This window comes from Streptomyces sp. NPDC037290 (assembly GCF_055603245.1).
Genome location: NZ_JBVJVZ010000002.1, coordinates 144,084 through 170,989, shown reverse-complemented (window position 1 = coordinate 170,989; position 26,906 = coordinate 144,084). Strand labels below are relative to the sequence as shown.

The window sequence follows — 26,906 nt, the reverse complement described above, 5'->3', positions numbered from 1 at the left end:
GTCGCGGAGACCGGGGCCGGCCCGCGGTCACCGGGAGCCGGCGCGGGGGCGGCCGGCCTCAGGGCGGGGCTGAGCCCGGTGTGGGGCCTCGCCCCGGGGCGCGAGAACACGGGCGGCCGGCGATCTGCATGTGGTCCCCCTCCCCGGTCAGTGGGCCCGGTCAGTAGGCCGTCATCGTGCGCGGGCCGAGGTCGTCGCGGGCGGGCGGGGGCGCGAGCCGTACCGTGGCGCCGAGGACGCTCACGCCGTGCGGGGCGACGACGACCGGCTCCAGGGTGACGGCCACCACCTCCGGGTGGTCGTCGACCAGCCGGGACACCCGCAGCAGCAGCTCCTCCAGCGCCGGGGTGTCCACGGGCGTGGAGCCGCGCCAGCCGAAGAGCAGCGGGGCGGTACGGATCGACCGCACCAGCGAGGTCGCCTCCCGGTCGGTGACCGGTACCAACCGGTGCGCCATGTCCCCGAGCAGCTGCGAGGCGGCCCCGGCGAGCCCGAACGACAGCACGGCCCCGGCCGCCGGGTCGATCACGGCCCGTACGACGGTGTCGACGCCGCGCGGTGCCATGCCCTGCACCACCGGCCGCAGCTCCTCCGGGTTGCCGAACAGCTCGGTCAACTCGGCGTACGCCCGGCGCAGTTGCTCCTCGTCCGCGAGGTCGAGGCGTACGCCGCCCAGGTCGGCGCGGTGCCTGAGGTGCGGGGCGGTGGCCTTGAGCGCCACCGGGTAGCCGAGGGTGCGGGCGGCGTCGGCGGCGGCGTCGGGGCTGGGGGCGGGCAGCGCGCGTCGCACCCGGATGCCGTACTTCCCGAGCAGCTCGCAGGTCTGCGCGTCGGAGGTGGTGAGGCCTTCCCCGCGCGCGAGCAGCTGACCGATCAGCCGCGCGGCGCCCTTCTCGTCGATGTCGTCGTATTCGGGCACCTTCCCTGGATCAGCCGCCTCCCGCCGCCACTGCCCGTACTTGACTGCTTCGGCCAACGCCCGCACGGCGCGTTCGGCGGCGGGGTAGGCGGGGATGAGACGGGAGCCCTCGGAGGGGGCCACCATGGCGGTGGGCCCACCGACGCCCGCGCCCGCGGCGGGCGGGCGTTCCGCGGGCCGAGGGGGGCGTGCCCTGTCGTCGGTACCGGGTGCCTTGTCCGTGGCCGCGGGTGCGGTACTCGCCGCGGCCGACAGTGCTTCCGCCAGCCCCCCGAGCTCCACGTGCACCACCAGCACGGGCTTGCCCGGCACGGCGGCCGCCGCCGACCTGAGCGCCTCGGCCAGCTCCGCGTCCCCCGGCGAGGCCTCCCCGATGGCCGGGATCGCCGTCACCACGACGGAGTCGCAGGTGTCGTCGGCCAGCGCGGCACCGAGCGCCCGATGGAAGTCCTCCGCCGTCGCCCCGGTCGTCAGGTCCAGGGGGCGCGCCGGCCGCAGCCCCTCCGCCAGACAGCGGTCGTACGTCAGCGCGCCCAGCGACTCGGAGTTCCCGAGGATCGCCACCCTCGGCCCCGCGGGCAGCGGCTGGCGCGCGAGCAGCAGCCCCGCGTCGACGAGCTCGGTGATCGTGTCGACCCGGAGCACGCCGGCCTGCCGCAGCAGCGCGGACACGGTGGCGGGGGGCAGCCGGGTGGCCCGGACCGCGTGCCCCTGGGGCGCGGAGCCGACCCCCTGCACCACGACCAGCGGCTTCGCCGCCGCCGTCCGCCGTGCCAGGCGCGTGAACTTGCGGGGGTTGCCGAGGGACTCCAGGTACATGAGGGCGACGTCGGTGTCGGGGTCGTCGTACCAGTACTGGAGGACGTCGTTGCCGGAGACGTCCGCGCGGTTGCCGGCGGACACGAAGGTGGACACGCCGGTGACCCCGGTGACGCCTCCCCCGCGCCGGTGCAGCCGGGACAGCAGGGCGATACCGATGGCGCCGGACTGGGCGAACATGCCGATGCGGCCGGGGCGGGGCATCTCGGGGGCGAGGGAGGCGTTCAGACGCACGCCGGGCGCGGTGTTGATGACCCCGAAGGCGTTCGGGCCGATGATCCGCATGCCGTACGCGCGTGCCTGCTTCACGAGCGCCCGCTGCCGCTCGCGCCCCTCGGGGCCGCTCTCGGCGTACCCGGCGGAGAGCACCACGAGCCCCTGCACGCCGTGTTCTCCGCATTCGGCGACCACTGCAGGCACCTGCTCGGCCGGTACGGCGACGACGGCGAGGTCCAGCGGGCCGTCGACGTCCCGCACGGACCGGCGCGCCGGCACTCCGTCGACCTCCTTGAGGTCCTCCGGGAAGGCCTTGTTCACGGCGTGCAGCCGACCGCCGTAGCCGGCGTCCTGGATGTTGCCGAGGACGCTGCGGCCGACTCCGCCGGGGGCGCGGCCCACGCCGACGACCGCCACGGAGCCGGGCGCGAGCAGCCGCCGTACCGAGCGGGCCTCGGCGCGCTGCTCCCGTGCGTGCTGCACGGCGAGGGAGCGGTCGGTGGGTTCGAGGTCGAACTCCAGGCGGACGACGCCGTCCTCGAAGCTGCGCTTCTGGGTGTAACCGGCGTCCGTGAACACCTTGATCATCTTGGTGTTGGCGGGCAGCACCTCGGCGGCGAAGCGGCGGATGCCGCGCTCGCGGGCGACGGCCGCGATGTGCTCCAGCAGGGCGGAGGCGACGCCACGGCCCTGGTGGGCGTCCTGCACCAGGAAGGCGACCTCGGCCTCGTCGGCGGGCGCGGAGGCGGGCATGCCGTCGGCGCCGATGCGGTCGTAGCGTACGGTGGCGATGAACTCGCCGCCGATGGTGGCCGCGAGTCCCACCCGGTCCACAAAGTCGTGGTGCGTGAAGCGGTGGACGTCCTTGGCGGAGAGCCTGGGGTACGGCGCGAAGAAGCGGTAGTACTTCGACTCGTCCGAAACCTGCTCGTAGAAGCTGACCAGGCGGTCGGCGTCATCAACGGTGATGGGCCTGACGCGTGCGGTACCCCCGTCGCGCAGCACCACGTCCGCCTCCCAGTGGGCGGGGTACTGGTGCCGGTCCTGCCGGTCCGCCGAGGTCTGCATGGGCCCCAGAGTACGGCTCGCGTACGACAACGGCGCGGGGCAGTCTGTGGAGGACGGAAGCTGGAACCGAGGCCGCGGTTCCGGCGCCGCACCGGAGCGGAGGAAGATCCGATCCGGGCATGCTTCGCGGTATGGGAAACTGGTCTAGACAACCCTGAAGACTGAAGGGCAGCAACACATGGCTGAGCGCCGCGTCAACGTCGGCTGGGCCGAGGGCCTCCATGCCCGCCCCGCCTCCATCTTCGTCCGAGCCGCCACGGCCGCAGGCGTCCCGGTGACGATCGCCAAGGCTGACGGAAACCCCGTCAACGCGGCCTCCATGCTGGCGGTCCTGGGCCTGGGTGCCCAGGGCGGCGAGGAGATCGTCCTCGCCTCCGACGCCGAGGGCGCGGACGTCGCCCTCGACCGTCTGGCCAAGCTGGTCTCCGAGGGCCTGGAAGAGCTGCCCGAGACCGTCTGAGTGAGACGAGGGAGCCGCGTCACCCATTTCCGGGTGGCGCGGCTTCCGCGTTTTCGGGTGCCGGAAATCAGGACGCGTGAAGGCGAGTGAGAAAGGCATACGAAGGTGCGCGGGAAAAGGGCAGCGGAAATCCGCGTCCACCGAATGCGTCTTCTTTGTATACGACGCTTGTGTTAATGCCGCAGGCTCGGCATGTTTACGCGATGTTGCGAGTTCCTCACACGCTCCCCGCGGTCCGCGCCGGAGGCGAATCGCAGCCGGTGCGCGGCCGTCGCACGCTCGGTGTGCAGCGCCGTGAGCGCCCGCGCCCGCTCGCCGTCGCCGCGCGTCACCGCGTCCACGATGGCGCCGTGCTCCGCCCAGGACTCCACCGGGCTCGGCGGCGCCTCCACCGCGTACATCCAGGCGATCTTGTGCCGCAGCTGGGTGAGCATCGCGGTCAGCGAGGGGCTGCCGCAGGCCTGGGCGAGCGTCTCGTGGAACCAGCCGCCCAGTGAGCGCAGATCGTCGCTGTGGCCCCGCCTGGCCCGCTCCTGGCCGATCCTGACCAGTCCGCGCAGCACCTTCAGGTGGGCCTCCGTGCGCCGCTGGGCGGCCCGCGCGGCCCCGAGCGGCTCCAGGAGCATGCGCATCTCCAGCAGGTCGGCCGCCTCCTGCTCGGTCGGCTCGGCCACGCACGCGCCCGCGTGCCGGCGGGTCAGCACGAAGCCCTCCGCCTCCAGGGTGCGCAGGGCCTCACGGACCGGGACGCGCGAGACGCCGTAGCGGCGGGCCAGGACTTCCTCGGTGAGGCGGCCGCCGCGTTCGTAGACACCGGCGACGATGTCGTCCCGGATCGCCGTACACACCGAGTGCGCCGGAATACGCATGACCGACCTCCGCCTTAATCCCCGTGAAACGTCGACGATGGACGCGTGTTCCGGTGACTCTATTCCAATACGGCGGAAATTCCGACGGCAGGCCGGAATCCATGGATATTTTTTGGTCAGCGACTCCGGCGGACGCCCCAGAAAACGGCGAAAGCCCCGGCCGGTGCGGGCCGGGGCTTGTCAGGAAGAGGGACAGGGTGTCAGACGTCCACGCCGTGCTTGCGCAGATACGCGACGGGGTCCACGTCCGATCCGTAGTCGGGGGTCGTACGGGCCTCGAAGTGGAGGTGCGGGCCGGTGACGTTGCCGGTCGCGCCGGACAGGCCGATCTGCTGGCCCGGGGTGACCCGCTGGCCGGCCGTCACCCCGATCGACGACAGGTGGCCGTACTGGGTGTACATGCCGTCGGCCATCCGGATCACGATCTGGTTGCCGTACGCGCCGCCCCAGCCGGTGGAGACGACGGTGCCGGAGCCGGCCGCGTGGACGGGCGTGCCGCTGGCCGCGTGGAAGTCGATGCCGGTGTGCGAGCCGGAGGACCACAGGGAGCTGCTGGCCTTGTAGGCCGTGGAGACGTAGGAGTCCGCGATCGGGGCGACGAAGGCGTTCAGACGCCTGCGCTCGGCCTCGCGGGCGGCGCGCACCTTGGCCTCGTGGAGCTCCTGGGCCCTCTTGGCCGCGGCCTGCTCGGCCGCCTTCTGCTCGGCGACCTGCCGCTGCGCGGCGGCCTGCGCGTCGATCTGCTCGGCGATGTCGTCGCCTACGGTGACCACCGGGGTGAGGCCGGTCTGCTCGGCGGTGCGCTCGGCGGCGAGCGCCGGGGACGCGGCGAGGGTGCCGATGACGCCGGTGGTGGTGAGGGCCGCGATACCGGCCGCCTGAGCGGTGGTGCGCTTGACCCGGCCGGGCTTGCGGTGCTTCCCGGTGGCGCACATGAACGCCATGGAGTGGCTGGTCCTTTCCTTCCCTCTCGCCTACCGGGTTAGCTGACGGGTTCGGAGCAGGAAGGTCTCCTACGGACCCCCTCGCTGACGCGCGGGCGCCCGATTCACCCCAGGGACTGCATGGGTCCCCGGCTCCCCTGGCTCGCGCCGTACGGGGACTCGGCGATGGCTGTCCGGTGCCGCGGGTGCGGCGCACTGCCTGACGAACAGCCCGGACGACGCTACGAAAGCCCGCTTTCGAATCCCAAACGGATCCCGGCTTTTGTAGCGCATCCCACAGGGCAGACAGGCAACCTCCGCCCCAAATCGGGCATCTGGGGAAGGGAGTGGAACAACAGGGGCCCTGACGGCCTGTCGGTCGTCAGGGCCCCACGCACGCGTGCGGCCGCTCGGTCGGCGCCGGCCGCTGCGACGGTGCCGTCTACTCGGCCGCCACCACGGTCACTTCACCGATGCCGAGCGCCTCGACGGGCGCCTTGATCTGGGAGGCGTCACCTACGAGGACGGTCACCAGGCGGTCCCCCGGGAAGGCGTTCACGACGGCCGCCGTGGCCTCCACCGTGCCCGTCGCCGCCAGCTGCTGGTACAGCGTCGCCTGGAAGTCGTCGGGCAGGTGCTGTTCGACCTGGTCGGCCAGGGTGCTCGCGACGGCCGCCGCGGTCTCGTACTTCAGCGGCGCCACCCCGACGAGGTTCTGCACGGCCACGTCCCGCTCGGCGTCGGTCAGGCCCTCCGCGGCGAGGGTGCGCAGCACCTTCCACAGGTCCTCCAGGGCGGGACCGGTGTTGGGGGTGTCCACGGAGCCGCTGATGGCGAGCATCGAGACGCCCGAGCCGTCCGGCGCGGACCTGAGCACCTGCCCGAACGCCCGCACGCCGTAGGTGTAGCCCTTCTCCTCGCGCAGGACGCGGTCCAGGCGGGAGGTGAGGGTGCCGCCGAGGCAGTAGGTGCCGAGCACCTGGGCGGGCCACACGCGGTCGTGCCGGTCGCGGCCCACGCGGCCGATGAGCAGCTGCGTCTGGACGGCGCCGGGCCGGTCCACGATGACCACGCGGCCGGTGTCGTCCGCGGTCACCGGCGGCACGGGCCGCGGCTCGCCCGGGGTGCCCGTCCAGGCGCCCAGGGTGTCGCCGAGCAGCGCGTCCAGGTCGATCCCGGTGAGGTCGCCGACCACGACCGCCGTGGCCGTGGCGGGGCGGACGTGACGGTCGTAGAAGGCGCGTACGGCGGCGGCGTCGATCTTCTCGACGGTCTCCTCGGTGCCCTGCCGCGGACGCGACATGCGCGAGGTCGCCGGGAACAGCTCCTTGGACAGTTCCTTGGCGGCCCGGCGGGAGGGGTTGGCCAGCTCGTGCGGGATCTCGTCCAGGCGGTTGCGGACCAGGCGTTCGACCTCGCTCTCGGCGAAGGCGGGCGCGCGCAGGGCGTCGGCGAGCAGGCCGAGGCCCTTGCCCAGGCGGGAGGCCGGGACCTCCAGGCTGAGCCGGACGCCGGGGTGGTCGGCGTGCGCGTCCAGGGTGGCGCCCGCGCGCTCCAGCTCGGCGGCGAACTCCTCGGCGGAGTGCTTGTCGGTGCCCTCGGAGAACGCCCGCGCCATGATCGTGGCGACGCCGTCCAGGCCGGCCGGCTCGGCGTCCAGGGGGGCGTCGAGCAGGACCTCGACGGCGACGACCTGCTGGCCGGGGCGGTGGCAGCGCAGCACGGTCAGGCCGTTGTCGAGCGCGGCGCGCTCGGGGGCCGGGAAGGCCCAGGGCCTGGCCTCGCCGGGCTGCGGCTGGGGGTGGAAGTCCATGGTGGCGAGCTCGGTCACTTGGCCGTCTCCTCGTTCTCGTTACCGGCCTCTACGGTCGCTTCCTGCTCGGGGTCCTCGGGGACGTCGGCGTCCGGGGCCTGCTCCGGGGACTTCGGCTCGTAGACCAGGACCGCGCGGTTGTCGGGGCGCAGACGGGCCTTGGCGACCTCCTGGACCTCCTCGGGGGTCACCGCCAGCACGCGCTTCACGGCGGTCAGGGCGAGCTGCGGGTCGCCGAACAGGACGGCGAACCGGCACAGTTCGTCCGCGCGGCCGGCGACCGTGCCGAGCCGGTCCAGCCACTCGCGCTCCAACTGGGCCTGGGCCCGCTCCATTTCCTCGGGCGTGGGGCCCTCCTCGGCGAACCGGGCCAGCTCCTCGTCGATGGCGGCCTCGATGACCGGCACCTCGACGTCACCGGAGGCCTTCACGTCCAGCCAGCCCATCGAGGGCGCGCCGGCGAGGCGCAGCAGGCCGAAGCCGGCCGCGACGGCCGTACGGTCGCGGCGCACCAGCCGGTTGTACAGGCGGGACGACTCGCCGCCGCCGAGGACGGTCAGGGCGAGGTCGGCCGCGTCGCACGCGCGTGTGCCGTCGTGCGGCAGCCGGTAGGCGGCCATCAGGGCACGCGCCGGGACCTCCTCCACGACGATCTCGCGCTTCTGCTCGCCGATGACCTCCGGCAGGGCGCCGTCACGGGGGGCGGGCTTGCCGTCGTGGGACGGGATGGACCCGAAGTACTTCTCGATCCAGGCGAGGGTCTGCCGGGGGTCGATGTCGCCGACCACGGAGAGCACCGCGTTGTTCGGCGCGTAGTAGGTGCGGAAGAACCGGCGGGCGTCCTCGAGAGTGGCCGCGTCCAGGTCCGCCATCGAGCCGATCGGCGTGTGGTGGTAGGGGTGGCCCTCCGGGTACGACAGGCCGGTCAGCTTCTCGAAGGCGGTGCCGTAGGGCACGTTGTCGTAGCGCTGGCGGCGCTCGTTCTTGACGACGTCCCGCTGGTTCTCCATGGACTCGTCGTCCAGGGCGGCCAGCAGCGAGCCCATGCGGTCGGCCTCCAGCCAGAGGGCGAGCTCCAGCTGGTGCGCGGGCATGGTCTCGAAGTAGTTGGTGCGCTCGAAGCTGGTGGTGCCGTTGAGCGAGCCGCCCGCGCCCTGCACCAGCTCGAAGTGACCGTTGCCCTTGACCTGTGCCGAACCCTGGAACATCAAGTGCTCGAAAAGGTGAGCCAGGCCGGTACGTCCCTTGACTTCGTGGCGGGAGCCGACGTCGTACCAGAGGCAGACCGCCGCCACCGGGGTCAGGTGGTCCTCGGAAAGCACCACCCGCAGACCGTTGGCCAGACGGTGCTCGGTCGCTGTCAGGCCCCCGGAGCCTGCCTCGGCTGTGGTCGTGTGACCCATGGGCATGTACGTCCCTTCGCGAGCGGAGGCGGTTGTGCAAACCGCGGTTTTCCTGCCGTTCCTGCCACTGTATGCAAAGCGTGCGGGGCCTCGGCGAAGTTCCCGCGGGGCGTACGCCCACAGCGGATCCCGCAGCCCGCCCCGGACCCGGTCCCGGGGGCCGGGAAGTCCTCCGGAACCGGGTCGTGGCACGGGTTGTCAGTGCCTCGGTCCACAATGGTCGGCGTCAGATCCGTCAATCGCTTCAGCAAGGAGCCAGGCAGCGATGGCCCGCCGCAGCACGAAGACCCCGCCGCCCGACGATTCGTACGAGGAGAAGATCCTCGACATCGACGTCGTGGACGAGATGCGTGGCTCCTACCTCGAGTACGCGTACTCGGTCATCTACTCGCGCGCCCTGCCGGACGCCCGTGACGGCCTCAAGCCGGTGCACCGCCGGATCGTGTACCAGATGAACGAGATGGGCCTGCGCCCCGACCGCGGCTATGTGAAGTGCGCGCGCGTCGTCGGCGAGGTCATGGGCAAACTGCACCCGCACGGCGACGCGTCGATCTACGACGCCCTGGTGCGCATGGCGCAGCCCTTCTCCATGCGTGTGCCGCTGGTCGACGGCCACGGCAACTTCGGCTCGCTGGGCAACGACGACCCGCCGGCCGCCATGCGGTACACCGAGTGCCGCCAGGCCGAGGCGACCAGCCTGATGACCGAGTCGATCGACGAGGACACGGTCGACTTCGCACCGAACTACGACGGCCAGGAGCGGGAGCCGGTGGCGCTGCCCGCCGCCTTCCCGAACCTCCTGGTCAACGGCTCCTCGGGCATCGCGGTCGGCATGGCGACGAACATGCCGCCGCACAACCTGCGCGAGGTCATCGCGGCCGCCCGCCACCTGATCAAGTACCCGAACGCGGACCTGGACGCGCTGATGAAGCACGTCCCGGGCCCGGACCTGCCCACCGGCGGCCGGATCGTCGGCCTGGACGGCATCCGGGACGCGTACGCGACGGGCCGCGGCACGTTCAAGATGCGCGCGACGGTCTCGATCGAGACCGTGACCGCCCGCCGCAAGGGCCTCGTCATCACCGAACTGCCCTTCGCGGTGGGACCCGAGAAGGTCATCGCGAAGATCAAGGACCTGGTCAACGCGAAGAAGGTCCAGGGCATCGCCGACGTCAAGGACCTCACCGACCGTGAGCACGGCCTGCGCCTGGTCATCGAGATCAAGAACGGCTTCGTGCCCGAGGCGATCCTGGAGCAGCTGTACAAGCTGACCCCGCTGGAGGAGTCCTTCGGCATCAACAACGTCGCCCTGGTCGACGGCCAGCCGCTCACGCTGGGTCTGAAGGAGCTGCTGGAGGTCTACCTCGACCACCGCTTCGACGTGGTCCGGCGGCGCAGCGAGTTCCGCCGCGGCAAGAAGAGCGACCGGCTGCACCTGGTCGAGGGGCTGCTGACCGCGCTGGTCGACATCGACGAGGTCATCCGGCTGATCCGGTCCAGCGAGAACTCCGCGCAGGCCAAGGAGCGCCTGATGGAGCGCTTCTCGCTCAGCGAGGTGCAGACGCAGTACATCCTCGACACGCCGCTGCGCCGGCTCACCAAGTACGACCGCATCGAGCTGGAGGCGGAGAAGGACAAGCTCACCGCGGAGATCGCGGAGCTGACCCGGATCCTGGATTCCGACGCGGAGCTGCGCAAGCTGGTGTCGGCCGAACTGGCCGCCGTGGTGAAGAAGTTCGGCACCGACCGGCGCACGGTCCTGCTGGAGTCCGCCGGCGCCCCGGTGGCGGCCGTGCCGCTGCAGGTGGCCGACGACCCGTGCCGGGTGCTGCTGTCGTCGACGGGACTGCTGGCCCGTACGGCGTCCGTCGAGCCGTTCCCGGAGCAGGCGGGCGCCAGGCGCGTCAAGCACGACGTGATCGTCTCGGCGGTCCCTGCGACCCAGCGCGGCGAGATCGGCGCGGTGACCTCGGCGGGCCGCCTGCTGCGGATCAATGTCGTCGACCTGCCCCAGCTGCCGGAGACAGCGGCGGCGCCGAACCTCTCCGGGGGTGCGCCACTGGCGGAGTTCGTCTCCCTGGAGGACGACGAGACGGTGGTCTGCCTGATCACGCTGGACGAGTCGTCGCCGGGCCTCGCACTCGGCACCGAACAGGGTGTCGTCAAGCGTGTGGTGCCCGACTACCCCTCCAACAAGGACGAGTTGGAGGTCATCACCCTCAAGGAGGGCGACCGGATCGTCGGCGCGGTGGAGCTGCGCACCGGCGAGGAGGACCTGATCTTCATCACCGACGACGCACAGCTGCTGCGCTTCCAGGCGTCCATCGTGCGCCCGCAGGGCCGCCCGGCGGGTGGTATGGCGGGCATCAAGCTCGCCGCGGGCGCGAAGGTCATCTCCTTCACGGCCGTCGACCCGGCAGCCGACGCGGTGGTGTTCACGGTGGCGGGCTCGCGCGGCACGCTGGACGACTCGGTGCAGACGACGGCCAAGCTGACCCCGTTCGACCAGTACCCGCGCAAGGGCCGGGCCACGGGCGGTGTGCGCTGCCAGCGGTTCCTGAAGGGCGAGGACTGCCTGGCGCTGGCCTGGGCGGGACCGGCTCCCGCGCGCGCGGCGCAGAAGAACGGCAGCCCGGCGGAGCTGCCGGAGCTGGACCCGCGCCGGGACGGCTCGGGCACGTCGCTGCCGAAGACGGTGTCGGTGGTCGCGGGGCCGGTGCTCTAGGTGTGCTGACCGGCGGATCAGGCCGGCTCCAGGCAACGCCGCAGATGGGCGTGCCATGCCCCGCGACTCCGGCATGATCCGCCGGACAGGCCCTTGGCCCTAGGACTCGCCGGTCTCCGCGCCGGGTTCCTCCTCGGAGCCCTGGACATAGCGCAGGACGCCCCACATGCCGTGCTCGTCGGCGTGTGGGGCGTCGTTCACGCACCCCTGGAGCTCCTTCTCGAGGGCTTCGGTGTCGATGCCGGAGCCGATGAGCACGAGCTGGGTCAGCCGGGCCTCGGCGGCGGGCCGGGGCTCGGGGTAGAAGCGCAGGAACCGGCCGACGGCGTGCACGGCGTACCGGTTGAGGGCGTCGTACGCTCCGAAGTCGACGTGTCCCTTGATCCGGTACAGCCCCTCGGGGCGACTGTCCAGGAACCGCATGAGCCGGCGGGGTTCCAGGGGCGTCTCGGAGGTGTAGGACAGGCTGTCGTAGCCGGTGTGCAGATGACCGGCGTGCGCGTCGTCGTCCTCGGCGTGCTGGTGCAGGTCGTCGAAGGACAGCTGCCCGATCCGCTCCTCGCTCGGCCTGCAGTCGAAGAGGAACTCCGGGTCGATTCGGCCGTAGGTGGCGGGGACCACGGCGGCACGGTCCGTGAGCGACCGCACCAGAGCGAGCACCCGTTCAGCGTCCGCGGCCCGGTCGAGCTTGTTGACGACGACCAGGTCGGCGAGGCCCAGGTGCCGGTCGATCTCGGGGTGCCTGGCACGGGTGTCGTCGAACTCGGCGGCGTCCACGACCTCGACAAGACCGCCGTAGACGACCCTGGGGTGCTCGCTGGCCAGCACCATCCGCACCAGTTCCTGGGGTTCGGCGAGCCCGCTGGCCTCGATGACGATCACGTCGATGCCGGTGCCCGGGTCGGCGAGCCGGTCCAGGTACAGGTCGAGTTCGCCGGCGTCGACGGCACAGCACAGGCAGCCGTTGCCGAGCGAGACGGTCGAGTCGCCGAGGGCGCCCGCGACGGCCATCGCGTCGATCTCGATGGCCCCGAAGTCATTGACGATCGCCCCGATACGGCTGCCTCCGGCGCGGTGCAGGAGGTGGTTGAGGAGCGTGGTCTTCCCGGAGCCCAGAAATCCGGCGAGCACGACGACCGGGATCTGCGGACCGCTGCTGTTCCCCAACGGGTGACCTCTCTCCTGTGGACCGGGTGGACCGTGTGGCCGGCTGCCGGACCAGCATAAGAGGGCGCTGCTGACGGGCCGACGCGGTCGACGGGCGCTGCTGAGGGCCCGCCGCGGTCAGCGGGCCGCCGGTACCGCGACCGGCGGCTGCGGCCCCACGTACCGCGCCACCGGCCGGATGATCTTCGAGTCGGCCGCCTGTTCCAGGAGGTTGGCGCCCCAGCCCACCACCCGTGCCGCGGCGAAGGTCGGGGTGAACATCTCGCGGGGCAGACCGCAGAGTTCCATGACCACGCCGGCGTAGAACTCCACGTTGGTGTGGAGTTCACGGCCGGGCTTCAGCTCCGCGAGGATCGCCTCGACCCGGCGCTCGACCTCCACCGCGAAGTCCACCCGCGGGCCGCCGAAACCGAGGGCGATCTCCCGCAGCATCCGTGAACGGGGGTCCTCCGTGCGGTAGACGGCGTGTCCGAAGCCCATGATCCGGTCGCCGGCGAGCACCCGCTCCCGGATCCAGGGGTCGATCCGGTCCGGGGTGCCGATGGCGTCCAGGGTGTCCAGGGCCCGGCTCGGCGCACCGCCGTGCAACGGCCCCGACAGGGCGCCCACGGCCCCGGTCAGACAGGCCGCCACGTCGGCGCCGGTGGAGGCGATGACGCGAGCCGTGAAGGTTGACGCATTGAATCCATGATCAATGGTTGAGATCAAGTATTGCTCGACGGCCCGCGCCCGCCGCGGCTCCGGCTCCTCGCCGTGCAGCATGTACAGGTAGTTGGCGGCGTACGGGAGGTCCTCGCGCGGCTCGACCGGGACGAGTCCCTGTCCGAGCCGGTACAGCGCGGTGAGCAGCGTGGGAACGGCCGCGCAGACCGCCACGGTGTCGGCGCGGCGCCGGTCCGCGTCGATGTCGTACACAGGTCGCAGCCCCTGTGCGGAACCCAGCAGCGACAGGGCCGTGCGCAGCCCGGCCAGCGGGCCGGGGACGCGGCTCGCCGCGGCGATCGCGGGCAGTGCCGCAGCGACCTCCTCGGGCAGCCGCCGCAGTGCCGCGGTCTCGGCGGTGAAGGCGGCGCGGCGCTCCGCGTCCGGGAGCGTGCCGTACACCAGGAGATGCCAGACGTCCTCGAAGCCCCGGCTCTGCGCGAGTTCGACGGCCGAGTACTGGCGGTAGTGGTAGAAGCCCTCCCGCCCCCGGACGTCACCGATCTCGGTCTCGGTGACGACGACGCCGGCGAGTCCGCGCGGTGCGTCGATGAGCGGGGTTGCGATCCTGTTGATGGCCATGGTTCTCCTCCCCTGGACTTGATCCGACTGTCCATGCTTGACTGAGTTCCTGTCAATATTGATTAGATCAATGTAAGCCGATCAAGTTGTGCAGAGGCGGCTACGGTGACCCCCATGCGCGATCACGAACCCGCTCCCGGCCGTCCCGGGCGAAGGCTGACCACGAAGGAGACCGCCGAACTGCTCGGCGTGAAACCCGAGACGGTGTACGCGTACGTGAGCCGGGGGCTGCTCAGCAGCCGACGCGAGCCCGGCAGCCGCGCCAGCACCTTCGAGGCGAAGGAGGTCGAGGCCCTGGCCCGGCGCCACCGGCGCGAGGCGGCCGCGAACCCGGTCTCGGGCGGAGACCTCTCCGTCCGGACCCGCATCACGCTGATCGAACAGGACCGGTACTTCTTCCGGGGCGTGGATGCCGTGGAACTGGCCACCCGCCACTCCTACGAAGAGGTCGCGGAATGGCTGTGGACGGGCCGGCTGACCCCGGGCATCACCTTGTCCGCGCCCGGCCCCACCGTCGAGGTCGCACGGCGCGCGGTGAACGCGCTGAGCGAGCACGCCTCCCCCACCGACCGGCTGCGCGTGGCGGCGATCGCCGCGGCGGCCGAGGATCCGCTGCGCTTCGACCTGTCGGAGGACGCCGTGCTGAACACCGCGCGGATCCTCATCCCGACGCTCGTCGACGCGCTGCCGCCGGTCCGGCACCCCCACACGGACGGCGGCCCCCTCGCCCACCGGCTGTGGGCCCGGCTGACCGGCCTCCCCGCGGACGAGGCGTCGCTTCGCGTCCTGGACACCGCCCTCGCCCTGCTCGCCGACCACGACCTGGCCGCGTCCACCCTCGCGGTCCGGGTCGCCGCCTCGGCCCGCGCACACGCCTACGCGGCCGTCTCGGCGGGGCTCGGCGTCCTGGAGGGCCCGCTGCACGGCGCCGCGAGCGGCATGGCCCACCGCATGCTGCTCGACGTGCTCGACCAGGGCACGGCGGTCCCGGTGATCGCCGACGAACTGCGCGCGGGCCGCCGCGTCCCCGGGCTCGGCCACCGGCTGTACAGCGGCGAGGATCCTCGCGCGCGCGTGCTGTTCGGCCTCCTGGAGCAGGTCCCGCGCGCGGAGTCCGCACTGCTCGCCGCCCGCGACGTCGTCGCCACGACCGCGCGGCACACCCCGCTGCACGCCAACGTCGACCTGGCCCTGGCGGTGTTCACCGCGTCCAGCGGCATGTCCGCCGCGGCAGGCGAGACGATCTTCGCCGTCGCGCGGACGGCGGGCTGGATCGCGCACGCCCTGGAGGAGTACGGCGAGCGCCCCCTGCGCATGCGCCCCGTCGGCCACTACGTCGGCCTCCGGCCTCCGCAGCCCCTCCCGGAGTAGGACACAACGGCGGCCGGAAGTCGCCCCGGGGAGAGTCAGGTTAGGCTCACCTCTGTGAGTAGGTGTGCGACCGTCTCCCGGAGCCTCGACGAGCCCGTTTCCGGTACGGCGGCCACGGCGACGACGTGGCTCCTGCTGGAACAGCCCGGGCCGTGGGGTGCCAAGGCGCTCACTTCGAGCCACCTGGACCCCGCACTGGGCCGGGCGCTGGAGGCGGCCGCCGAGGGAACGGGCGTACGCGTCGCGCTCATCCGGCGCCCCGGGCGCCACGCCGACCCCGGCAGGCCCGCCGTCCGGCAGCTGTACGCCGCCCACACCGTGCCGGGCCGTGTGTGGCTGCACAGCGCCAGGACCCGCGATCCGCGGCGGCTGCTCGGCCTCGACTTCGCCGCCCTCGGAGCGGGTGACCCCCGTTCCTTCGGCACCGCGCTCGGCGGGCGGCCGCACCGCGGCGATCCGCTCGCGCTCGTGTGCACCAACGGCAAACGCGACCGCTGCTGCGCTCTCCTGGGCCGCCCGCTGGCCGCCGAGCTGGCCTCATCGGGAGTGCGCGGCGTCTGGGAGGTCACCCATCTGGGTGGACATCGCTTCGCACCGACGGTGCTCGTCCTGCCGTACGGCTACGCCTACGGCCGCGCCGGGGCGCACACCATCAAGGAGGCGCTGCACGGCGTCCAGGAAGGGCGCGTGGTGGTCGAGGGGTGCCGCGGCTGCTCGGCCTGGGAACGGCCCGGTCAGGCGGCCGAGCTGGCCGTCCGGTCGGCCGTGGGCGAGTACCGGGCGGGGGTGCTGAGCGTCGTACGGACCGACGGTCAGGCTCCGCGCCGGGAGGTCACCGTCGCGCACGCCGACGGCCGCCGCTGGCGGGTGACCGTGGCGCTGGGCGCGTCGCTGCCGCCCCGTCCGGAGAGCTGTGGCGCGGCGGTCCTGGGGACGCCCGCGCGGATGGACGTGGTGGGCCTGCGCGAGCTGCGGCCGACGGCGCTGGCGAGCTGAGCGGCCGCCTCGTTCAAGAAGCGGTCAAGAGATCCCCACCACACCGCCTGGGGCGCGTCGGGCGCTCCCACGTACGGTCATGGGTATGAGCCCCACTCCCCCCGCACGCCGTCTGCGCCTCGGTATGCCACGCCGGGTGTTCTCACAGGTGTTGCTGATGCAGGTGGCGATCGCCGCGGGGGTCGCCGTGCTCGCGACCGGACTGTTCCTGGCGCCGCTGAGCAAGCAGCTGGACCAGGAGGCGGAGCGCCGGGCGCTGGCGATCGCGCAGACCACGGCACAGGATCCGCAGATCGCCGAGGGCGTGCTCACCACCCCGCCGACCGCGAACGGCCCGGTGCAGAGGGAGGCCGAAAGGATCCGTAAGGCCACGCAGGCCGAGTACATCGTGGTGCTGGACACCCACAAGGTGCGCTGGTCGCACCCCACCGTCGCGAACATCGGCCATGAGGTCTCCACCAGTCCCAAGGACGCCCTCGAGGGCAAGGAGGTCATGGAGATCGACAAGGGCACCCTGGGCCGCTCGGCCCGGGGAAAGGTACCGCTGTACGACGCCCGCCACCGGATCGTCGGGGCGGTCTCGGTGGGCATCGCCTACGACAGCGTGCGGGCGCGGCTGCTCAGTGCGATCCCGGGGCTGTTGGCCTACGCCGGCGGGGCGCTCGCGGTGGGTGCCCTGGCGGCCTGGCTGATCTCCCGCCGGGTCCAGCGGCAGACCCGGGACCTGGCCTTCTCCGACATCTCCGCGCTGCTGGCGGAGCGCGAGGCGATGCTGCACGGCATCCGCGAGGGCGTGGTCGCCCTCGACCGTGGTGGCCGTGTCCGGCTGTTCAACGACGAGGCGCGGCGGCTGCTGGGCATCGGTGACGAGGCCGTCGGGCAGACCCCCGACGAGGCGCTCGGCGCGGGCCGTACGACGGACGTCCTGGCCGGCCGGGTCACCGGCACCGACCTGCTCACCGTGCGGGGCCAGCGGGTGCTGGTCGCCAACCGCATGCCCACCGACGACGGCGGCGCCGTGGCCACCCTGCGCGACCGCACCGAACTGGAGCGGCTGGGGCGCGAACTCGACTCCACGCGCGGGCTGATCGACGCCCTGCGCGCCCAGGACCACGAGCACGCCAACCGCATGCACACCCTGCTCGGACTGCTGGAACTGGAGATGTACGACGACGCCGTGGAGTTCGTCGGCGAGGTGGTCGGCGACCACCGGGCCACGGCCGAGCAGGTCACCGAGAAGATCCAGGATCCCCTGCTCGCCGCCCTGCTCGTGGGCAAGGCGACCGTCGCGGCCGAGCGCGGGGTGGCGCTGTGGGTGTCCGAGCGCACCCGACTGCCGGACCGGCTGATCGATCCGCGGGGTGTGGTGACGGTGGTGGGCAACCTGGTGGACAACGCCCTCGACGCGGTCGCCGGCACTCTGCACGCGCGCGTGGAGGTCGAGTTGCGCACCGAGGGCCGTACGGTCGTCCTCAGGGTGCGCGACACGGGCCCCGGGATCCCCGCCGACCAGCGGGAGTTGATCTTCACGGAGGGCTGGTCGACCAAGAAGCCGCCCGCGCACGGCAAACGGGGCATCGGGCTCTCGCTGGTGCGCCGGCTCGCCGAACGGCAGGGCGGGAGCGCGACGGTGGGCGCCGCGGACGGTGGCGGGGCGCAGTTCACCGTGGTGCTGCCGGAGGCGCTGACCGAGCCGGGGGTGGAATCCGCGGGATCCGAGGGAACCGCCGAGGCCGCCGCCTCCCACACTGTCGCCGCTGTCGCCGATGAGGAGGCGAGATGATCGAGGTCCTGGTCGTGGACGACGACACCCACGTCGCCCGGGTCAACGCCGCGTACGTGGAGAAGGTGCCCGGGTTCCACGTCGCCGGCGAGGCGCATAGCGCGGCGGAGGCGCTGTGTCAGGTCGAGACGCTTCCCCGGCTGGACCTGGTCCTCATGGACCACTACCTGCCCGACGACACCGGTCTCTCGGTCGTGGGGGAGATGCGCCGGCGCGGCCACCAGACCGATGTGATCATGGTGACGGCGGCGCGGGACGTGTCGACCGTCCAGGCAGCGATGCGGCAGGGAGCGCTGCAGTACCTGGTGAAACCGTTCGCCTTCGCGGGCCTGCGAGCCAAGCTGGAGGCGTACGCCCAGCTGCGGCGCACCCTGGACGGCGGCGGCGAGGCCGAACAGGCGCAGGTGGACCGCATCTTCGGCGCCCTGTCCGCGCCGTCCGAGCCCCAGCTGCCCAAGGGGCACTCGCCCACGACGGCCGAGCTGGTGCGCCAGGCACTGATGAACGCCGAAGGACCGCTGTCCGCCCAGGAGATCGCCGAGCGGACGGGGGTGAGCCGGCAGACGGCCCAGCGGTATCTGAAGGTCCTGGAACGCACCGGACGGGCACGGCTGACCCTCAGGTACGGCGACGCGGGCCGCCCGGAACACCGTTACGTGTGGGCGGCCCGCGGCTGAGCGGACTCTTCTACTTGGCAGCGTTGACGAACTCGGTCGTGTAGGTCTTGCTCAAGTCGACCTTGGCGTTCTTGATGTCGGAGTTGAACGCCTTGAGGACCTTCTCGACGGTCTCGGGACCGTTCTGGGGCATCACCCCGTCGTCGGTGAACATCGGCAGGCTGCTCTTGATGGCCTGCGCGTAGAGCTCCTTGTTGCCCTGGGAGTAGTCGGCGGGCATCTTCGCGGCGATCTCGTCGGCGCTGTGGGTGGACATCCACTTGAGCGTCTTGACGAATGCGTTGACCAACTTCTGGACGGTGTCCTTGTGTCCGTTCACCCAGTCCGTCTGCATGTACAGACTTGACGACGGGTACGGCCCGCCCAGCGCCTTCTGCGAACCCTCGGGGGTGCGCATGTCGAGGAGGACCTTCCCGGCCTTCTTGTCCAGGATCGTGGCGACGGTCGGATCCGTCGTCATACCGGCGTCGATCGAGCCCTGCTGCAGCGCGGAGATGAAGGTCGGGCCCGCCCCGACGGCGACGGGGGTGAAATCACTGACCTTCAGGCCGTTCTTGACCGCCAGGTACTTGGTGAGGAAGTCGGTCGACGAGCCGAGGCCGGTGATGCCGAGCTTCTTGCCCTTGAAGTCCTTCGCCGAGGTGACGTCCTTCGCCTGCTTGGTGGAGACGACCTCCACCTCACCGGGCGCGTGCGAGAACTGCACGACGGACTCCACCGACTTGCCCTTGGTCTGCAGGTCGAGAGTGTGGTCGTAGAAGCCGACGGCGCCCTGGACCTGGCCGGAGACGAGCGCTGTCTCGGCCTGGACACCGGCGGGCTCACTGAGGAGTTCCACGTCGAGGCCCTCGGAGCCGAAGTAGCCGAGCCGCTGGGTCAGCATCGCCGGCAGATAGATGACCTTGTCCAGGCCGCCGACCATGATCTTGACCTTCGTCCCCTTGCCGTCGCCCTTGCTGCCGGCGTCGGCAGACGTGCTGCTCGCCGCGTCGTTGGCGCAGGCGGTGAGGGAGGAGAGGGCCAGCAGGCCGGAGGCGGCGAGGGCGACGTATCTGGCGGTCTTGCGCATGGCGGTTCACGTCCTTGTGAGAGGGCGGTACGGGGTGGGTGAAAGTCCAGGAGCGCTGGGCCTCGGGGCGGCGCCCGATGGGCCGGGCTCAGTCGGAGTGCGCCGGCTTCCACCGGAAGATGCGGCGCTCGGCGAAGGTCAGCAGGCCCTCGGCGGCGAGGGCGACGACGGCGAGGATGACCATCGCGGCGTAGACGCCGGCGGCGTTGAAGGTCCCCTGGGACGCGGCGACGAGCAGGCCGATGCCCTTGGTGGCGCCGATGTACTCGCCGACGATGGCACCGATGAGGGCGAAGCCGAAGCTGACGTGGAGGCTGGTGAAGATCCAGGAGGTCGCCGACGGGATGACCACCTGGAGCGTCACCCTGCGATTGCTCGCGCCGAGGATCCGGGCGTTGGCGACCAGGTTGCGGTCGACTTCGCGGGCGCCCTGGAAGGCGTTGAAGAACACCGGGAAGAACACCAGCACCACGGCCGACGCGACCTTGGAGGCGGGGCCCAGGCCGAACCAGATCAGGAAGATCGGGGCCAGCACGATCCTCGGGATGGAGTTGAGCACCTTGACGTACGGACCGAGGACGTCGGCGAGGAAGGCGATCCGCCCCAGAGCGATGCCGAAGAGCACACCGGCGACGACACCGATGATCCAGCCGAGCAGCGCTTCCTGAAGCGTGGCCCAGATCTGCTCGCCCAGCGAGCCCTGAGCCGTCCCGTGCATCACCCAGGTCCAGATCTGGTCCCAGATCTTCGACGGCATGGAGAAGTTGAACGAGTCGATGATCTTGGCCCGGGACAGTCCCTCCCAGAGCCCGAGGACGGCCACCAGCAGCAGCACGCGCGCGGCTGCGACGAGAGCCTTGCGGCGGCGGGCGGCCTGGGCGCGGGTCTGCGCGCGGTCGGGGGCCTTGGCCGTGTCGACGACCGGAGTGCTGAGAACCTCAGGCGACATGAGCGGCACCTCTTTCGCGCGTGATGCGGACCTCTTCACCGAGGGACTCCCAGATCTCGCGGTAGATCTCGATGAACCGCGGCTCCAGGCGCACCGACTCGACCTTGCGCGGCCGGGGCAGGTCGATGTCGAAGACCTGCTTCACGGTCGCGGGCCCCGCGGTCATCACGACGACCTTGTCGGCGAGCGCGATGGACTCCTCCAGGTCGTGGGTGACGAAGACGACGGAGGCGCCCGTCCCCGACCACAGCTCCAGCAGTTCGTCCGACATCAGGGCCCGGGTCTGCACGTCCAGCGCCGAGAACGGCTCGTCCATCAGCAGGATCTCGGGGTCGTTGACGAAGGTGGCGGCGAGGGCGACACGCTTGCGCTGACCGCCGGACAGCTGGTGCGGGTAGCGGTCCTCGAAGGCGGCGAGTCCGACGCGGGCCAGCCACTCCCGGGCCTTCTCCTTGGCCTCGGCCTTCGGTACGCCGCGGAAGCGGGGGCCGGCCATGACGTTGGACAGGACCGTGCGCCAGGGGAACGTGGCGTCCTGCTGGAAGACGAAGCCGACCTTGTCGCCGACGCCGTCGACCGGCTCCCCGGCCACCAGCACCTCGCCCTCGGTGGGCTCCTCCAGGCCGCTGACCAGGGTCAGCGTGGTGGACTTGCCGCAGCCGGTCGGGCCTACGACGGCCACGAACTCGCCGCGCTCGACGGTGAGGTCCAGACCGCGCACGGCCGTGTGCAGTCCCCCGGACGGGGTTCTGAAGGTCTTGCTCGCGCCCCGCAGCTCGATGGCGGGGCTGGTGTGTGCGCTCATGGCCCGGGACGGTAGGTGTGGTCCCGGCCACGGCAGGAGTCTTGTGAGCACAAGCCGTTCTTTTGCTCGCAAGCACCTGTTGTGCTCATTTTGCTCGCGCTACAACTGCGGAGCCGAAACACGGGCGTAACGCCCGTCGGCCTTGAAGGAGAGGCCTGATGATTGACGTCCTGGTCGTGGACGACGACTTCCGCGTCGCTGAGATAAACGCCAAGTACGTGGGAAAGGTTCCCGGTTTCCGGGTGGCCGCCCGCGCGCACAGCGCCGCCCAGGCCCTGGCCGCCGTCGAACGCGGCGGTGTCGACCTGGTCCTGCTCGACCACTATCTGCCGGACGAGACCGGCCTCGACCTGGTGCACCGCATGCGGGAGCAGGGTCATGGCACGGACGTCATCATGATCACCGCCGCCAGTGATGTGACGACCGTCCAGCAGGCCATGCGCCTGGGCGCCCTGCACTACCTGGTCAAGCCCTTCACCTTCGCCGCCCTGCGCACCCGCCTGGACTCCTACGCGGCTCTGCGTCGCACGGTGGACCGCGTCGGCGGCCGGGGACTGACCGGCCAGGAGCAGGTCGACCGGATCTTCGGAGCCCTGCGGGCGGCTCCCGCACCGTCCGCGCCCGGCCTGCCGAGCGGCCACTCCGAGCCGACGACCGATCTGATCTGCGGCGTCCTGCACCGCGCCGGCCAGCCGCTGTCCGCCCACGAGGTGGCCGCCAGGACCGGCCTGAGCCGCTCCACCGCCCAGCGCTATCTGCGCCACCTGGAACAGGCCGGCCGCCTCCGCCTCTCCCTCAAGTACGGCGACACCGGCCGTCCCGAGCACCGGTACGCCTGGGTGGCGCCGTAGGAACCGTGTCGCCCGTGCGGACCGGGTGCCGGCTACACGGCTCCGGCGCCGGTCAGCGACCGCACCTCCGTCTCGGCGTACTCGGCCTCGTCCGCCACCTCGTCCGAGGTGACCGTCCCGAGCCAGCCGGCGAGGAATCCGAGCGGGATGGAGACGATGCCCGGGTTCTGCAGCGGGAAGTACTGGAAGTCGACGTCCGGGAAGAGCGACGACGGGCTGCCCGAGACCACCGGCGAGAGCAGTACGAGTCCCAGCGCCGGGATCAGGCCGCCGTAGACGGCCCACACCGCGCCACGGGTGGTGAAGCCGCGCCAGAACAGCGAGTACAGCAGCACCGGAAGGTTCGCCGACGCGGCGACGGCGAAGGCGAGCCCCACGAGGAAGGCGACGTTGAGGTCACGGGCCAGCAGACCGAGCGCGATCGCCACGACGCCGATGCCGACCGCCGCCCCCCGTGCCACCGTCACCTCACTGCGCCCCCTGCCGCGCGACCGCCGCAGTGACGCGTACAGATCGTGCGCCACCGAGGCCGACGAGGCGAGCGTGATACCGGCGACCACGGCGAGGATCGTGGCGAACGCGACGGCGGCGACAACCGCGAAGAGAACCGTTCCGCCGGTGGAACCCGCGCCGCCGCCCAGTTCGAGAGCGAGCAGGGGCACCGCCGTGTTCCCCGCCGCGTTCGAACCGCGCACCGCCTCCGTCCCGACGACAGCGGCCGCCCCGAAGCCGAGCACGATCGTCATCAGGTAGAAGCCGCCGATCAGGCCGATGGCCCAGACCGCCGAACGGCGGGCGGCCCGCGCTGTGGGCACGGTGTAGAAGCGGGACAGGATGTGCGGCAGACCCGCCGTGCCCAGCAGCAGGGCGAGTCCCAGGCTGATGAAGTCGAGACGGGCGGTCCAGGTGCCGCCGTACTTGAGGCCCGGCGCCAGGAACGCGCTTCCGTGACCGCTGCGCTCCGCGGCCGTGACCAGCAGCCGGTCGAGGTCGCCATGGAAACGCAGCAGGAGGAGCGCGGTCAGCGCGATCGTGCCGCTCAGCAGCAGGACCGCCTTCACGATCTGGATCCAGGTGGTCGCCCGCATCCCTCCCAACGACACATAGATCACCATGAGCGCACCGACCCCGATGACCGCCCAGGCCTGGGCTGCCCCGCTCGTCCGCCCGAGCAGCAGCGCCACCAGGCTGCCCGCCCCGACCATCTGGGCCACCAGATACAGAACGGACACCGTCACCGAGGAAGTTCCCGCCGCGATCCGCACCGGACGCTCACTCATCCGCGCGGCCACCACGTCGGCCAGCGTGAACCGCCCGCAGTTGCGCACCAGTTCGGCCACCAGGAACAGCACGACCAGCCAGGCCACCAGGAAGCCCACGACATACAGCATCCCGTCGTACCCGTACAGCGCGATCAGCCCGGTGACCCCGAGGAACGAGGCGGCCGACATGTAGTCACCCGCGATGGCAAAACCATTCTCCATGGGAGAGAACAGTCGCCCTCCCGCGTAGAACTCCTCCGCCGAACCGTGCCGCCGACGGCTCACCCATGTCGTGATCCCGAGGGTGACGGCCACAAAGGCGCTGAACAGCAGCAGCGCCAAGGTCTGATGGTGACCGGTCACGAGGCGCCTCCCCGTGCTCCGCGGGTCAGTTCCTGGGTGTCCCAGCGCAGCTCCAGCGCCGCCCGGTCCCGGCGCAGCCGCGCATGCCGGGCGTAGGCCCAGGCGAGCAGGAACGTGGTCAGGAACTGTCCGAGCCCGGCCAGCATGCCCACGTTCACCGCTCCTGCCACGGGCCGCGCCATGAGTCCTGGAGCGGTCGTGGCGGTCACCAGATAGCCCACGTACCAGAGGAAGAAGACGGCGACGCCGGGCACGACGAACCGCCGGTACCTGGTGCGCACCTCCCGAAAGGCGGCGCTGCGCTGCACCTCGACGTACACGTCGCGGGCACGGACAGCCGCTCCGCTCCGCTCCCCGCGAGCGGGCGGCACGGCAGGCGCCGGCCCACCGGTGCCGTACAGCTCGCCCCAGCCGGAGGCCGACGCGTCGTACCAGGGGTCCTCGTACCTCACCTCGCGGGAGGGCGGCACACCGTGGTCTTCCTGGCCCCCGGCCGAACTCTCGGGATCGTCCCCGGCTCCCCGGGCACGATCATTGCTTGACTGCATGCCCAAGGATGGACAGACCGGGAAGATCCCTGACTCTTCTTCCCTCGGCTCTTCACCCCATCAGGTGACTCACCGCGTGGGCGGCCGCACCAGCCCCTTGCTGTAGGCGTAACGCACCGCCTGCGCCCGGTCCTTGAGGCCCGTTTTCGTGAAGAGGTTGTTGATGTGTGTCTTCACGGTCGCGGTCGACACATGCAGCCTGCGGGCGATCTCCTGGTTGCTGAGTCCATCGGCGATCAGCAGCAGGACCTCGGTCTCCCGGGCGGTCAGTCCGTCGGGGGCCGGCTCAGCGGTGGGCGGCGGAGGGCTGGGCTCCGGCTGCGACAGCCGCTCCAGCAACCGGCGTTGCACACTCGGCGACAGACCGGCGTCCCCCGACAGCACGCTCTCCACGGCACGCACGATCTCGTCACCGCCCGCGTCCTTGGTCAGATAGCCCCGAGCACCGGCGCGCAGCGCGGGGAACAACGACTCGTCGTCCGCGTATGTGGTGAGCACCACGACCTGAGTGGCCGGATACTGCGACCGGATCCGCCGGGTGGCCTCCACGCCGTCGCAGCGGGGCATCCTGAGATCCATCAGGACGACGTCCGGGGCCAGTTCCGCGACCAGTCGCACCGCCTCCTCGCCGTCTCCCGCGGCACCCACGACCTCCACGCCGGGCAGCAGCCCGAGCAGCATCACGATGCCCTCCCGGACCACGGTCTGGTCGTCGGCGACCACCACCCGCGCGGGCTTCCTCTCCCCCTCCGTCTCCGTCATACAGGCACCTTCAGCGTCACCACGAACCCCTCCTCACCCTGCCCCGCGTCCAGGGAGCCGCCCAGCAGCTCGGCACGCTCCCGCATACCCAGCAGACCGTACCCGGCGCCGGACCCCGTGAGTTCGCCCGGCCGGCCGCCCGAATCCCGTACGTCCAGCGTCACTTCGTGCTCGCTGTAGTCGAGTCTCAGCTGCACCTTGGCGCCCTGTGCGTGCTTGCGGACGTTGGTCAGCGCCTCCTGGGCGACCCTGCGCACGGCCTGCGAGGCCTCGGCCGACAGGGGCCTGCGCTCACCCGTCACGGTGACCTCGGCACCGTCGGCACCGCTGACGAGTTCGCTCAGGAAGTCCTCCAGCGGGGTCAGCTCACCCCGCAGCGCGGACAGGGCCTGCCGGGTCTCGGCGAGACCGTCGCAGGCCATGCCCCGGGCCGCCACGACCCGCTCCAGGATCCGCTCACGGTCCGCGCCGTTCTCGATCAGCAACCGGGCCGCCTCCAGGTGGACCAGCTGCGCCGAGAGGCTGTGGGCCAGCACGTCGTGGATCTCGCGTGCGATCCGGGCTCGCTCGCCCAGTGCCGCGGACTCCGCCTCGGCAGCCCGGGCGGCCCGCTCCTGAGCGAGCAGCCGCTGGGCGTTGCCACGGGCCTCCGCGTCCAGCCGCAGGACGTATCCGGCGAGGGCCATGCCCGTTACCGTGGCGGCGGTGGTCAGCCAGACGTCGTTGTTGAACGCGGAGAACGAGGCCAGCCCCACGCTCGCCACGGGTACGGCCGCGGCGAGCGGAAGCCGCTCGAGGGCGCTGATCCCGCACCCGCACCACAGCACCAGGGCCGGTCCTCTGAACCCCGTGACCTCGGCGACTACCGCGAGGCCCAGGAGCACGCTCATCAGCGCGAGGGAGGACACCAGCCGGTGCTCGTAGGTGGTGCGGAAGAAGGCCCAGGAGACAAACGCGGCAAGGAGGACCCCGGCGGCTGCCACGAGCGCCCCACCGATGCCGACATGCCTCTGGCTGAACGCGCTCCACAGGAGCAGCGCGAGCACGAGCAGCCTCACGGCCCAGGCGAGCATGCGCCGGGGCCGCGAGATTCCCGCACGACCGAGCGCCTCCCGCGACGGCCAGCGGATCCAGACGTTGTCCGTCACACGCGCTCCTTCCGGGCCGACCGCATGCCGCCACCGTACGCCGGGGCGGCACCGCTCGTGGCGCCGAGCGACTGCGCCCGCCAGACCAGGATCCCGCCGCGGACCAGCAGGGTGCCGGCGAGGCCCAGCATCAGGGCCGAGCTGTCCTGGTGCAGACCGAGCGCGGCGCCGACGCCGTAGATACCGATGCGCAGGGCTATGCCCACGATCCACACGGCGATGCTCGCCCTGGTGCTCTTGGTCCACACGGCGCCGTCCGCTTCCGTCCAGACGCGGGTCGTCCAGGCCCAGCCGGCGCCCGTGGCGGCACCGATGAGTATCTCCACCACGAGCAGTACGGCGGATTCCGTGCGGTGGTGGGCGTCGAGTACGCCGGGTTCGCGCAGCGCGACGACGGCGAGGATCACCGGGATGAGCCACCAGCGCCGGTCGGTGTTGATCGCGCGGGCGCGGAACTGCCGCGCGATCACTATGGCGGCGACGGCCACGATCACCAGCGCGTTGACGAGCCCGGACATCAGAGCCTCCGTGAGCGAGTACGTGGTGCCGGGAGCGGGTGCTTCCGACACCTACGAAGCTACGGAAAATCGCAGGTCGGGAGATCGGCGCCGGGGTGGATCACGGGTGGAAACCTGCGGCGGCTCGTCTCCACCCAC

The 26,906-nt window shown here is 71.7% G+C and carries 22 protein-coding genes and 1 riboswitch; of the genes, 7 read left to right on the top strand and 15 right to left on the bottom strand.

Going from position 1 to position 26,906, the window contains the following annotated elements; all coding sequences use genetic code 11:
- Positions 1-160: 160 nt before the first annotated feature.
- The gene (locus ACZ7HQ_RS06495) at positions 161-3,022 is read right to left on the bottom strand and encodes a bifunctional acetate--CoA ligase family protein/GNAT family N-acetyltransferase (protein ID WP_470985532.1); all 2,862 of its coding nucleotides are present in this window, start codon (positions 3,020-3,022) and stop codon (positions 161-163) included.
- A 178-nt stretch (positions 3,023-3,200) separates the two neighbouring features.
- Here ACZ7HQ_RS06495 and ACZ7HQ_RS06490 point away from each other — a divergent pair, with 178 nt between their 5' ends.
- The gene (locus ACZ7HQ_RS06490) at positions 3,201-3,482 is read left to right on the top strand and encodes an HPr family phosphocarrier protein (RefSeq protein ID WP_184565564.1); all 282 of its coding nucleotides are present in this window, start codon (positions 3,201-3,203) and stop codon (positions 3,480-3,482) included.
- A 173-nt stretch (positions 3,483-3,655) separates the two neighbouring features.
- On the opposite strand, the gene ACZ7HQ_RS06485 is transcribed toward ACZ7HQ_RS06490, so the two are convergent.
- The 4 genes from ACZ7HQ_RS06485 to ACZ7HQ_RS06470 form a co-directional block, all read right to left on the bottom strand.
- A complete protein-coding gene (locus ACZ7HQ_RS06485; RefSeq protein WP_470985529.1) occupies positions 3,656-4,351 on the bottom strand; it encodes a GntR family transcriptional regulator in 696 nt (231 codons plus the stop codon).
- Positions 4,352-4,551: 200 nt separating this feature from the next.
- Positions 4,552-5,295 carry a M23 family metallopeptidase gene (locus ACZ7HQ_RS06480; protein WP_470985528.1) on the bottom strand — a complete coding sequence of 248 codons (744 nt, stop codon included), beginning with the start codon at positions 5,293-5,295 and terminating at the stop codon, positions 4,552-4,554.
- Between the two features lie 12 nt (positions 5,296-5,307).
- Positions 5,308-5,470: riboswitch (cyclic di-AMP (ydaO/yuaA leader) on the bottom strand.
- A 246-nt stretch (positions 5,471-5,716) separates the two neighbouring features.
- Positions 5,717-7,105, bottom strand: coding sequence for a M16 family metallopeptidase (locus ACZ7HQ_RS06475; protein WP_470985525.1), 1,389 nt, complete (start codon positions 7,103-7,105; stop codon positions 5,717-5,719).
- On the bottom strand, positions 7,102-8,496 hold the full coding sequence (locus ACZ7HQ_RS06470) for a M16 family metallopeptidase (RefSeq protein ID WP_470985522.1): 1,395 nt from the start codon (positions 8,494-8,496) through the stop codon (positions 7,102-7,104). Before ACZ7HQ_RS06470 ends, ACZ7HQ_RS06475 begins: the two co-directional genes overlap by 4 nt.
- A 259-nt stretch (positions 8,497-8,755) precedes the next feature.
- Between ACZ7HQ_RS06470 and ACZ7HQ_RS06465 the strand changes: the two genes are divergently transcribed.
- On the top strand, positions 8,756-11,215 hold the full coding sequence (locus ACZ7HQ_RS06465; protein ID WP_470985519.1) for a DNA gyrase/topoisomerase IV subunit A: 2,460 nt from the start codon (positions 8,756-8,758) through the stop codon (positions 11,213-11,215).
- A 99-nt stretch (positions 11,216-11,314) separates the two neighbouring features.
- Here ACZ7HQ_RS06465 and ACZ7HQ_RS06460 read toward each other — a convergent pair whose 3' ends face one another.
- On the bottom strand, positions 11,315-12,382 hold the full coding sequence (locus ACZ7HQ_RS06460) for a CobW family GTP-binding protein (protein ID WP_470985516.1): 1,068 nt from the start codon (positions 12,380-12,382) through the stop codon (positions 11,315-11,317).
- Positions 12,383-12,499: 117 nt separating this feature from the next.
- Positions 12,500-13,666: a citrate synthase gene (locus ACZ7HQ_RS06455; RefSeq protein WP_470985513.1), complete on the bottom strand. Its 1,167-nt coding sequence runs from the start codon at positions 13,664-13,666 to the stop codon at positions 12,500-12,502.
- Positions 13,667-13,780: 114 nt separating this feature from the next.
- On the opposite strand from ACZ7HQ_RS06455, the gene ACZ7HQ_RS06450 reads away from it, so the two are divergent.
- The 4 genes from ACZ7HQ_RS06450 to ACZ7HQ_RS06435 all read left to right on the top strand — a co-directional run bounded on the left by ACZ7HQ_RS06450 (position 13,781) and on the right by ACZ7HQ_RS06435 (position 18,493).
- Positions 13,781-15,037 (top strand): citrate/2-methylcitrate synthase, encoded by a 1,257-nt coding sequence (locus ACZ7HQ_RS06450; RefSeq protein ID WP_470985510.1) that lies wholly within the window; start codon positions 13,781-13,783, stop codon positions 15,035-15,037.
- A gap of 54 nt (positions 15,038-15,091) precedes the next feature.
- Positions 15,092-16,033, top strand: coding sequence for a sucrase ferredoxin (locus ACZ7HQ_RS06445; RefSeq protein ID WP_470985508.1), 942 nt, complete (start codon positions 15,092-15,094; stop codon positions 16,031-16,033).
- An 85-nt stretch (positions 16,034-16,118) separates the two neighbouring features.
- Positions 16,119-17,816 carry an ATP-binding protein gene (locus tag ACZ7HQ_RS06440; protein ID WP_470985505.1) on the top strand — a complete coding sequence of 566 codons (1,698 nt, stop codon included), beginning with the start codon at positions 16,119-16,121 and terminating at the stop codon, positions 17,814-17,816.
- A complete protein-coding gene (locus tag ACZ7HQ_RS06435; RefSeq protein ID WP_470985502.1) occupies positions 17,813-18,493 on the top strand; it encodes a response regulator in 681 nt (226 codons plus the stop codon). The genes ACZ7HQ_RS06440 and ACZ7HQ_RS06435 overlap by 4 nt, the downstream gene beginning before the upstream one ends.
- Positions 18,494-18,503: 10 nt before the next feature.
- Here the strand turns inward: ACZ7HQ_RS06435 and ACZ7HQ_RS06430 are convergent, their stop codons facing one another.
- The 3 genes from ACZ7HQ_RS06430 to ACZ7HQ_RS06420 form a co-directional block, all read right to left on the bottom strand.
- A complete protein-coding gene (locus ACZ7HQ_RS06430) occupies positions 18,504-19,562 on the bottom strand; it encodes an ABC transporter substrate-binding protein (protein WP_470985499.1) in 1,059 nt (352 codons plus the stop codon).
- An 88-nt stretch (positions 19,563-19,650) separates the two neighbouring features.
- Positions 19,651-20,511, bottom strand: coding sequence for an ABC transporter permease (locus ACZ7HQ_RS06425; protein WP_470985497.1), 861 nt, complete (start codon positions 20,509-20,511; stop codon positions 19,651-19,653).
- Positions 20,501-21,316: an ABC transporter ATP-binding protein gene (locus ACZ7HQ_RS06420; RefSeq protein ID WP_470985496.1), complete on the bottom strand. Its 816-nt coding sequence runs from the start codon at positions 21,314-21,316 to the stop codon at positions 20,501-20,503. Before ACZ7HQ_RS06420 ends, ACZ7HQ_RS06425 begins: the two co-directional genes overlap by 11 nt.
- Positions 21,317-21,474: 158 nt before the next feature.
- Between ACZ7HQ_RS06420 and ACZ7HQ_RS06415 the strand changes: the two genes are divergently transcribed.
- On the top strand, positions 21,475-22,167 hold the full coding sequence (locus ACZ7HQ_RS06415; protein ID WP_470985493.1) for a response regulator: 693 nt from the start codon (positions 21,475-21,477) through the stop codon (positions 22,165-22,167).
- A 32-nt stretch (positions 22,168-22,199) separates the two neighbouring features.
- Here the strand turns inward: ACZ7HQ_RS06415 and ACZ7HQ_RS06410 are convergent, their stop codons facing one another.
- The 5 genes from ACZ7HQ_RS06410 to ACZ7HQ_RS06390 all read right to left on the bottom strand — a co-directional run bounded on the left by ACZ7HQ_RS06410 (position 22,200) and on the right by ACZ7HQ_RS06390 (position 26,768).
- The gene (locus ACZ7HQ_RS06410) at positions 22,200-23,792 is read right to left on the bottom strand and encodes a solute symporter family protein (RefSeq protein WP_470985491.1); all 1,593 of its coding nucleotides are present in this window, start codon (positions 23,790-23,792) and stop codon (positions 22,200-22,202) included.
- Positions 23,789-24,340 carry a DUF485 domain-containing protein gene (locus ACZ7HQ_RS06405; protein WP_470985489.1) on the bottom strand — a complete coding sequence of 184 codons (552 nt, stop codon included), beginning with the start codon at positions 24,338-24,340 and terminating at the stop codon, positions 23,789-23,791. Before ACZ7HQ_RS06405 ends, ACZ7HQ_RS06410 begins: the two co-directional genes overlap by 4 nt.
- A gap of 69 nt (positions 24,341-24,409) precedes the next feature.
- Complete coding sequence (locus ACZ7HQ_RS06400; RefSeq protein ID WP_470985487.1) at positions 24,410-25,102, bottom strand: response regulator transcription factor; 693 nt, start codon at positions 25,100-25,102, stop codon at positions 24,410-24,412.
- Positions 25,099-26,250: a sensor histidine kinase gene (locus tag ACZ7HQ_RS06395; RefSeq protein WP_470985484.1), complete on the bottom strand. Its 1,152-nt coding sequence runs from the start codon at positions 26,248-26,250 to the stop codon at positions 25,099-25,101. Before ACZ7HQ_RS06395 ends, ACZ7HQ_RS06400 begins: the two co-directional genes overlap by 4 nt.
- On the bottom strand, positions 26,247-26,768 hold the full coding sequence (locus ACZ7HQ_RS06390; protein WP_470985481.1) for a DUF1453 domain-containing protein: 522 nt from the start codon (positions 26,766-26,768) through the stop codon (positions 26,247-26,249). Before ACZ7HQ_RS06390 ends, ACZ7HQ_RS06395 begins: the two co-directional genes overlap by 4 nt.
- Positions 26,769-26,906: the final 138 nt, after the last annotated feature.

What these genes read in the sequence shown, in the direction of transcription:
- ACZ7HQ_RS06495 (WP_470985532.1), bottom strand. Translation starts at nt 3,022, where the DNA reads ATGCAGACCTCGGCGGACCGGCAGGACCGGCACCAGTACCCCGCCCAC.
- ACZ7HQ_RS06490 (WP_184565564.1), top strand. Translation starts at nt 3,201, where the DNA reads ATGGCTGAGCGCCGCGTCAACGTCGGCTGGGCCGAGGGCCTCCATGCC.
- ACZ7HQ_RS06485 (WP_470985529.1), bottom strand. Translation starts at nt 4,351, where the DNA reads ATGCGTATTCCGGCGCACTCGGTGTGTACGGCGATCCGGGACGACATC.
- ACZ7HQ_RS06480 (WP_470985528.1), bottom strand. Translation starts at nt 5,295, where the DNA reads ATGGCGTTCATGTGCGCCACCGGGAAGCACCGCAAGCCCGGCCGGGTC.
- ACZ7HQ_RS06470 (WP_470985522.1), bottom strand. Translation starts at nt 8,496, where the DNA reads ATGCCCATGGGTCACACGACCACAGCCGAGGCAGGCTCCGGGGGCCTG.
- ACZ7HQ_RS06465 (WP_470985519.1), top strand. Translation starts at nt 8,756, where the DNA reads ATGGCCCGCCGCAGCACGAAGACCCCGCCGCCCGACGATTCGTACGAG.
- ACZ7HQ_RS06455 (WP_470985513.1), bottom strand. Translation starts at nt 13,666, where the DNA reads ATGGCCATCAACAGGATCGCAACCCCGCTCATCGACGCACCGCGCGGA.
- ACZ7HQ_RS06450 (WP_470985510.1), top strand. Translation starts at nt 13,781, where the DNA reads ATGCGCGATCACGAACCCGCTCCCGGCCGTCCCGGGCGAAGGCTGACC.
- ACZ7HQ_RS06440 (WP_470985505.1), top strand. Translation starts at nt 16,119, where the DNA reads ATGAGCCCCACTCCCCCCGCACGCCGTCTGCGCCTCGGTATGCCACGC.
- ACZ7HQ_RS06435 (WP_470985502.1), top strand. Translation starts at nt 17,813, where the DNA reads ATGATCGAGGTCCTGGTCGTGGACGACGACACCCACGTCGCCCGGGTC.
- ACZ7HQ_RS06430 (WP_470985499.1), bottom strand. Translation starts at nt 19,562, where the DNA reads ATGCGCAAGACCGCCAGATACGTCGCCCTCGCCGCCTCCGGCCTGCTG.
- ACZ7HQ_RS06425 (WP_470985497.1), bottom strand. Translation starts at nt 20,511, where the DNA reads ATGTCGCCTGAGGTTCTCAGCACTCCGGTCGTCGACACGGCCAAGGCC.
- ACZ7HQ_RS06420 (WP_470985496.1), bottom strand. Translation starts at nt 21,316, where the DNA reads ATGAGCGCACACACCAGCCCCGCCATCGAGCTGCGGGGCGCGAGCAAG.
- ACZ7HQ_RS06415 (WP_470985493.1), top strand. Translation starts at nt 21,475, where the DNA reads ATGATTGACGTCCTGGTCGTGGACGACGACTTCCGCGTCGCTGAGATA.
- ACZ7HQ_RS06405 (WP_470985489.1), bottom strand. Translation starts at nt 24,340, where the DNA reads ATGCAGTCAAGCAATGATCGTGCCCGGGGAGCCGGGGACGATCCCGAG.
- ACZ7HQ_RS06400 (WP_470985487.1), bottom strand. Translation starts at nt 25,102, where the DNA reads ATGACGGAGACGGAGGGGGAGAGGAAGCCCGCGCGGGTGGTGGTCGCC.
- ACZ7HQ_RS06390 (WP_470985481.1), bottom strand. Translation starts at nt 26,768, where the DNA reads ATGTCCGGGCTCGTCAACGCGCTGGTGATCGTGGCCGTCGCCGCCATA.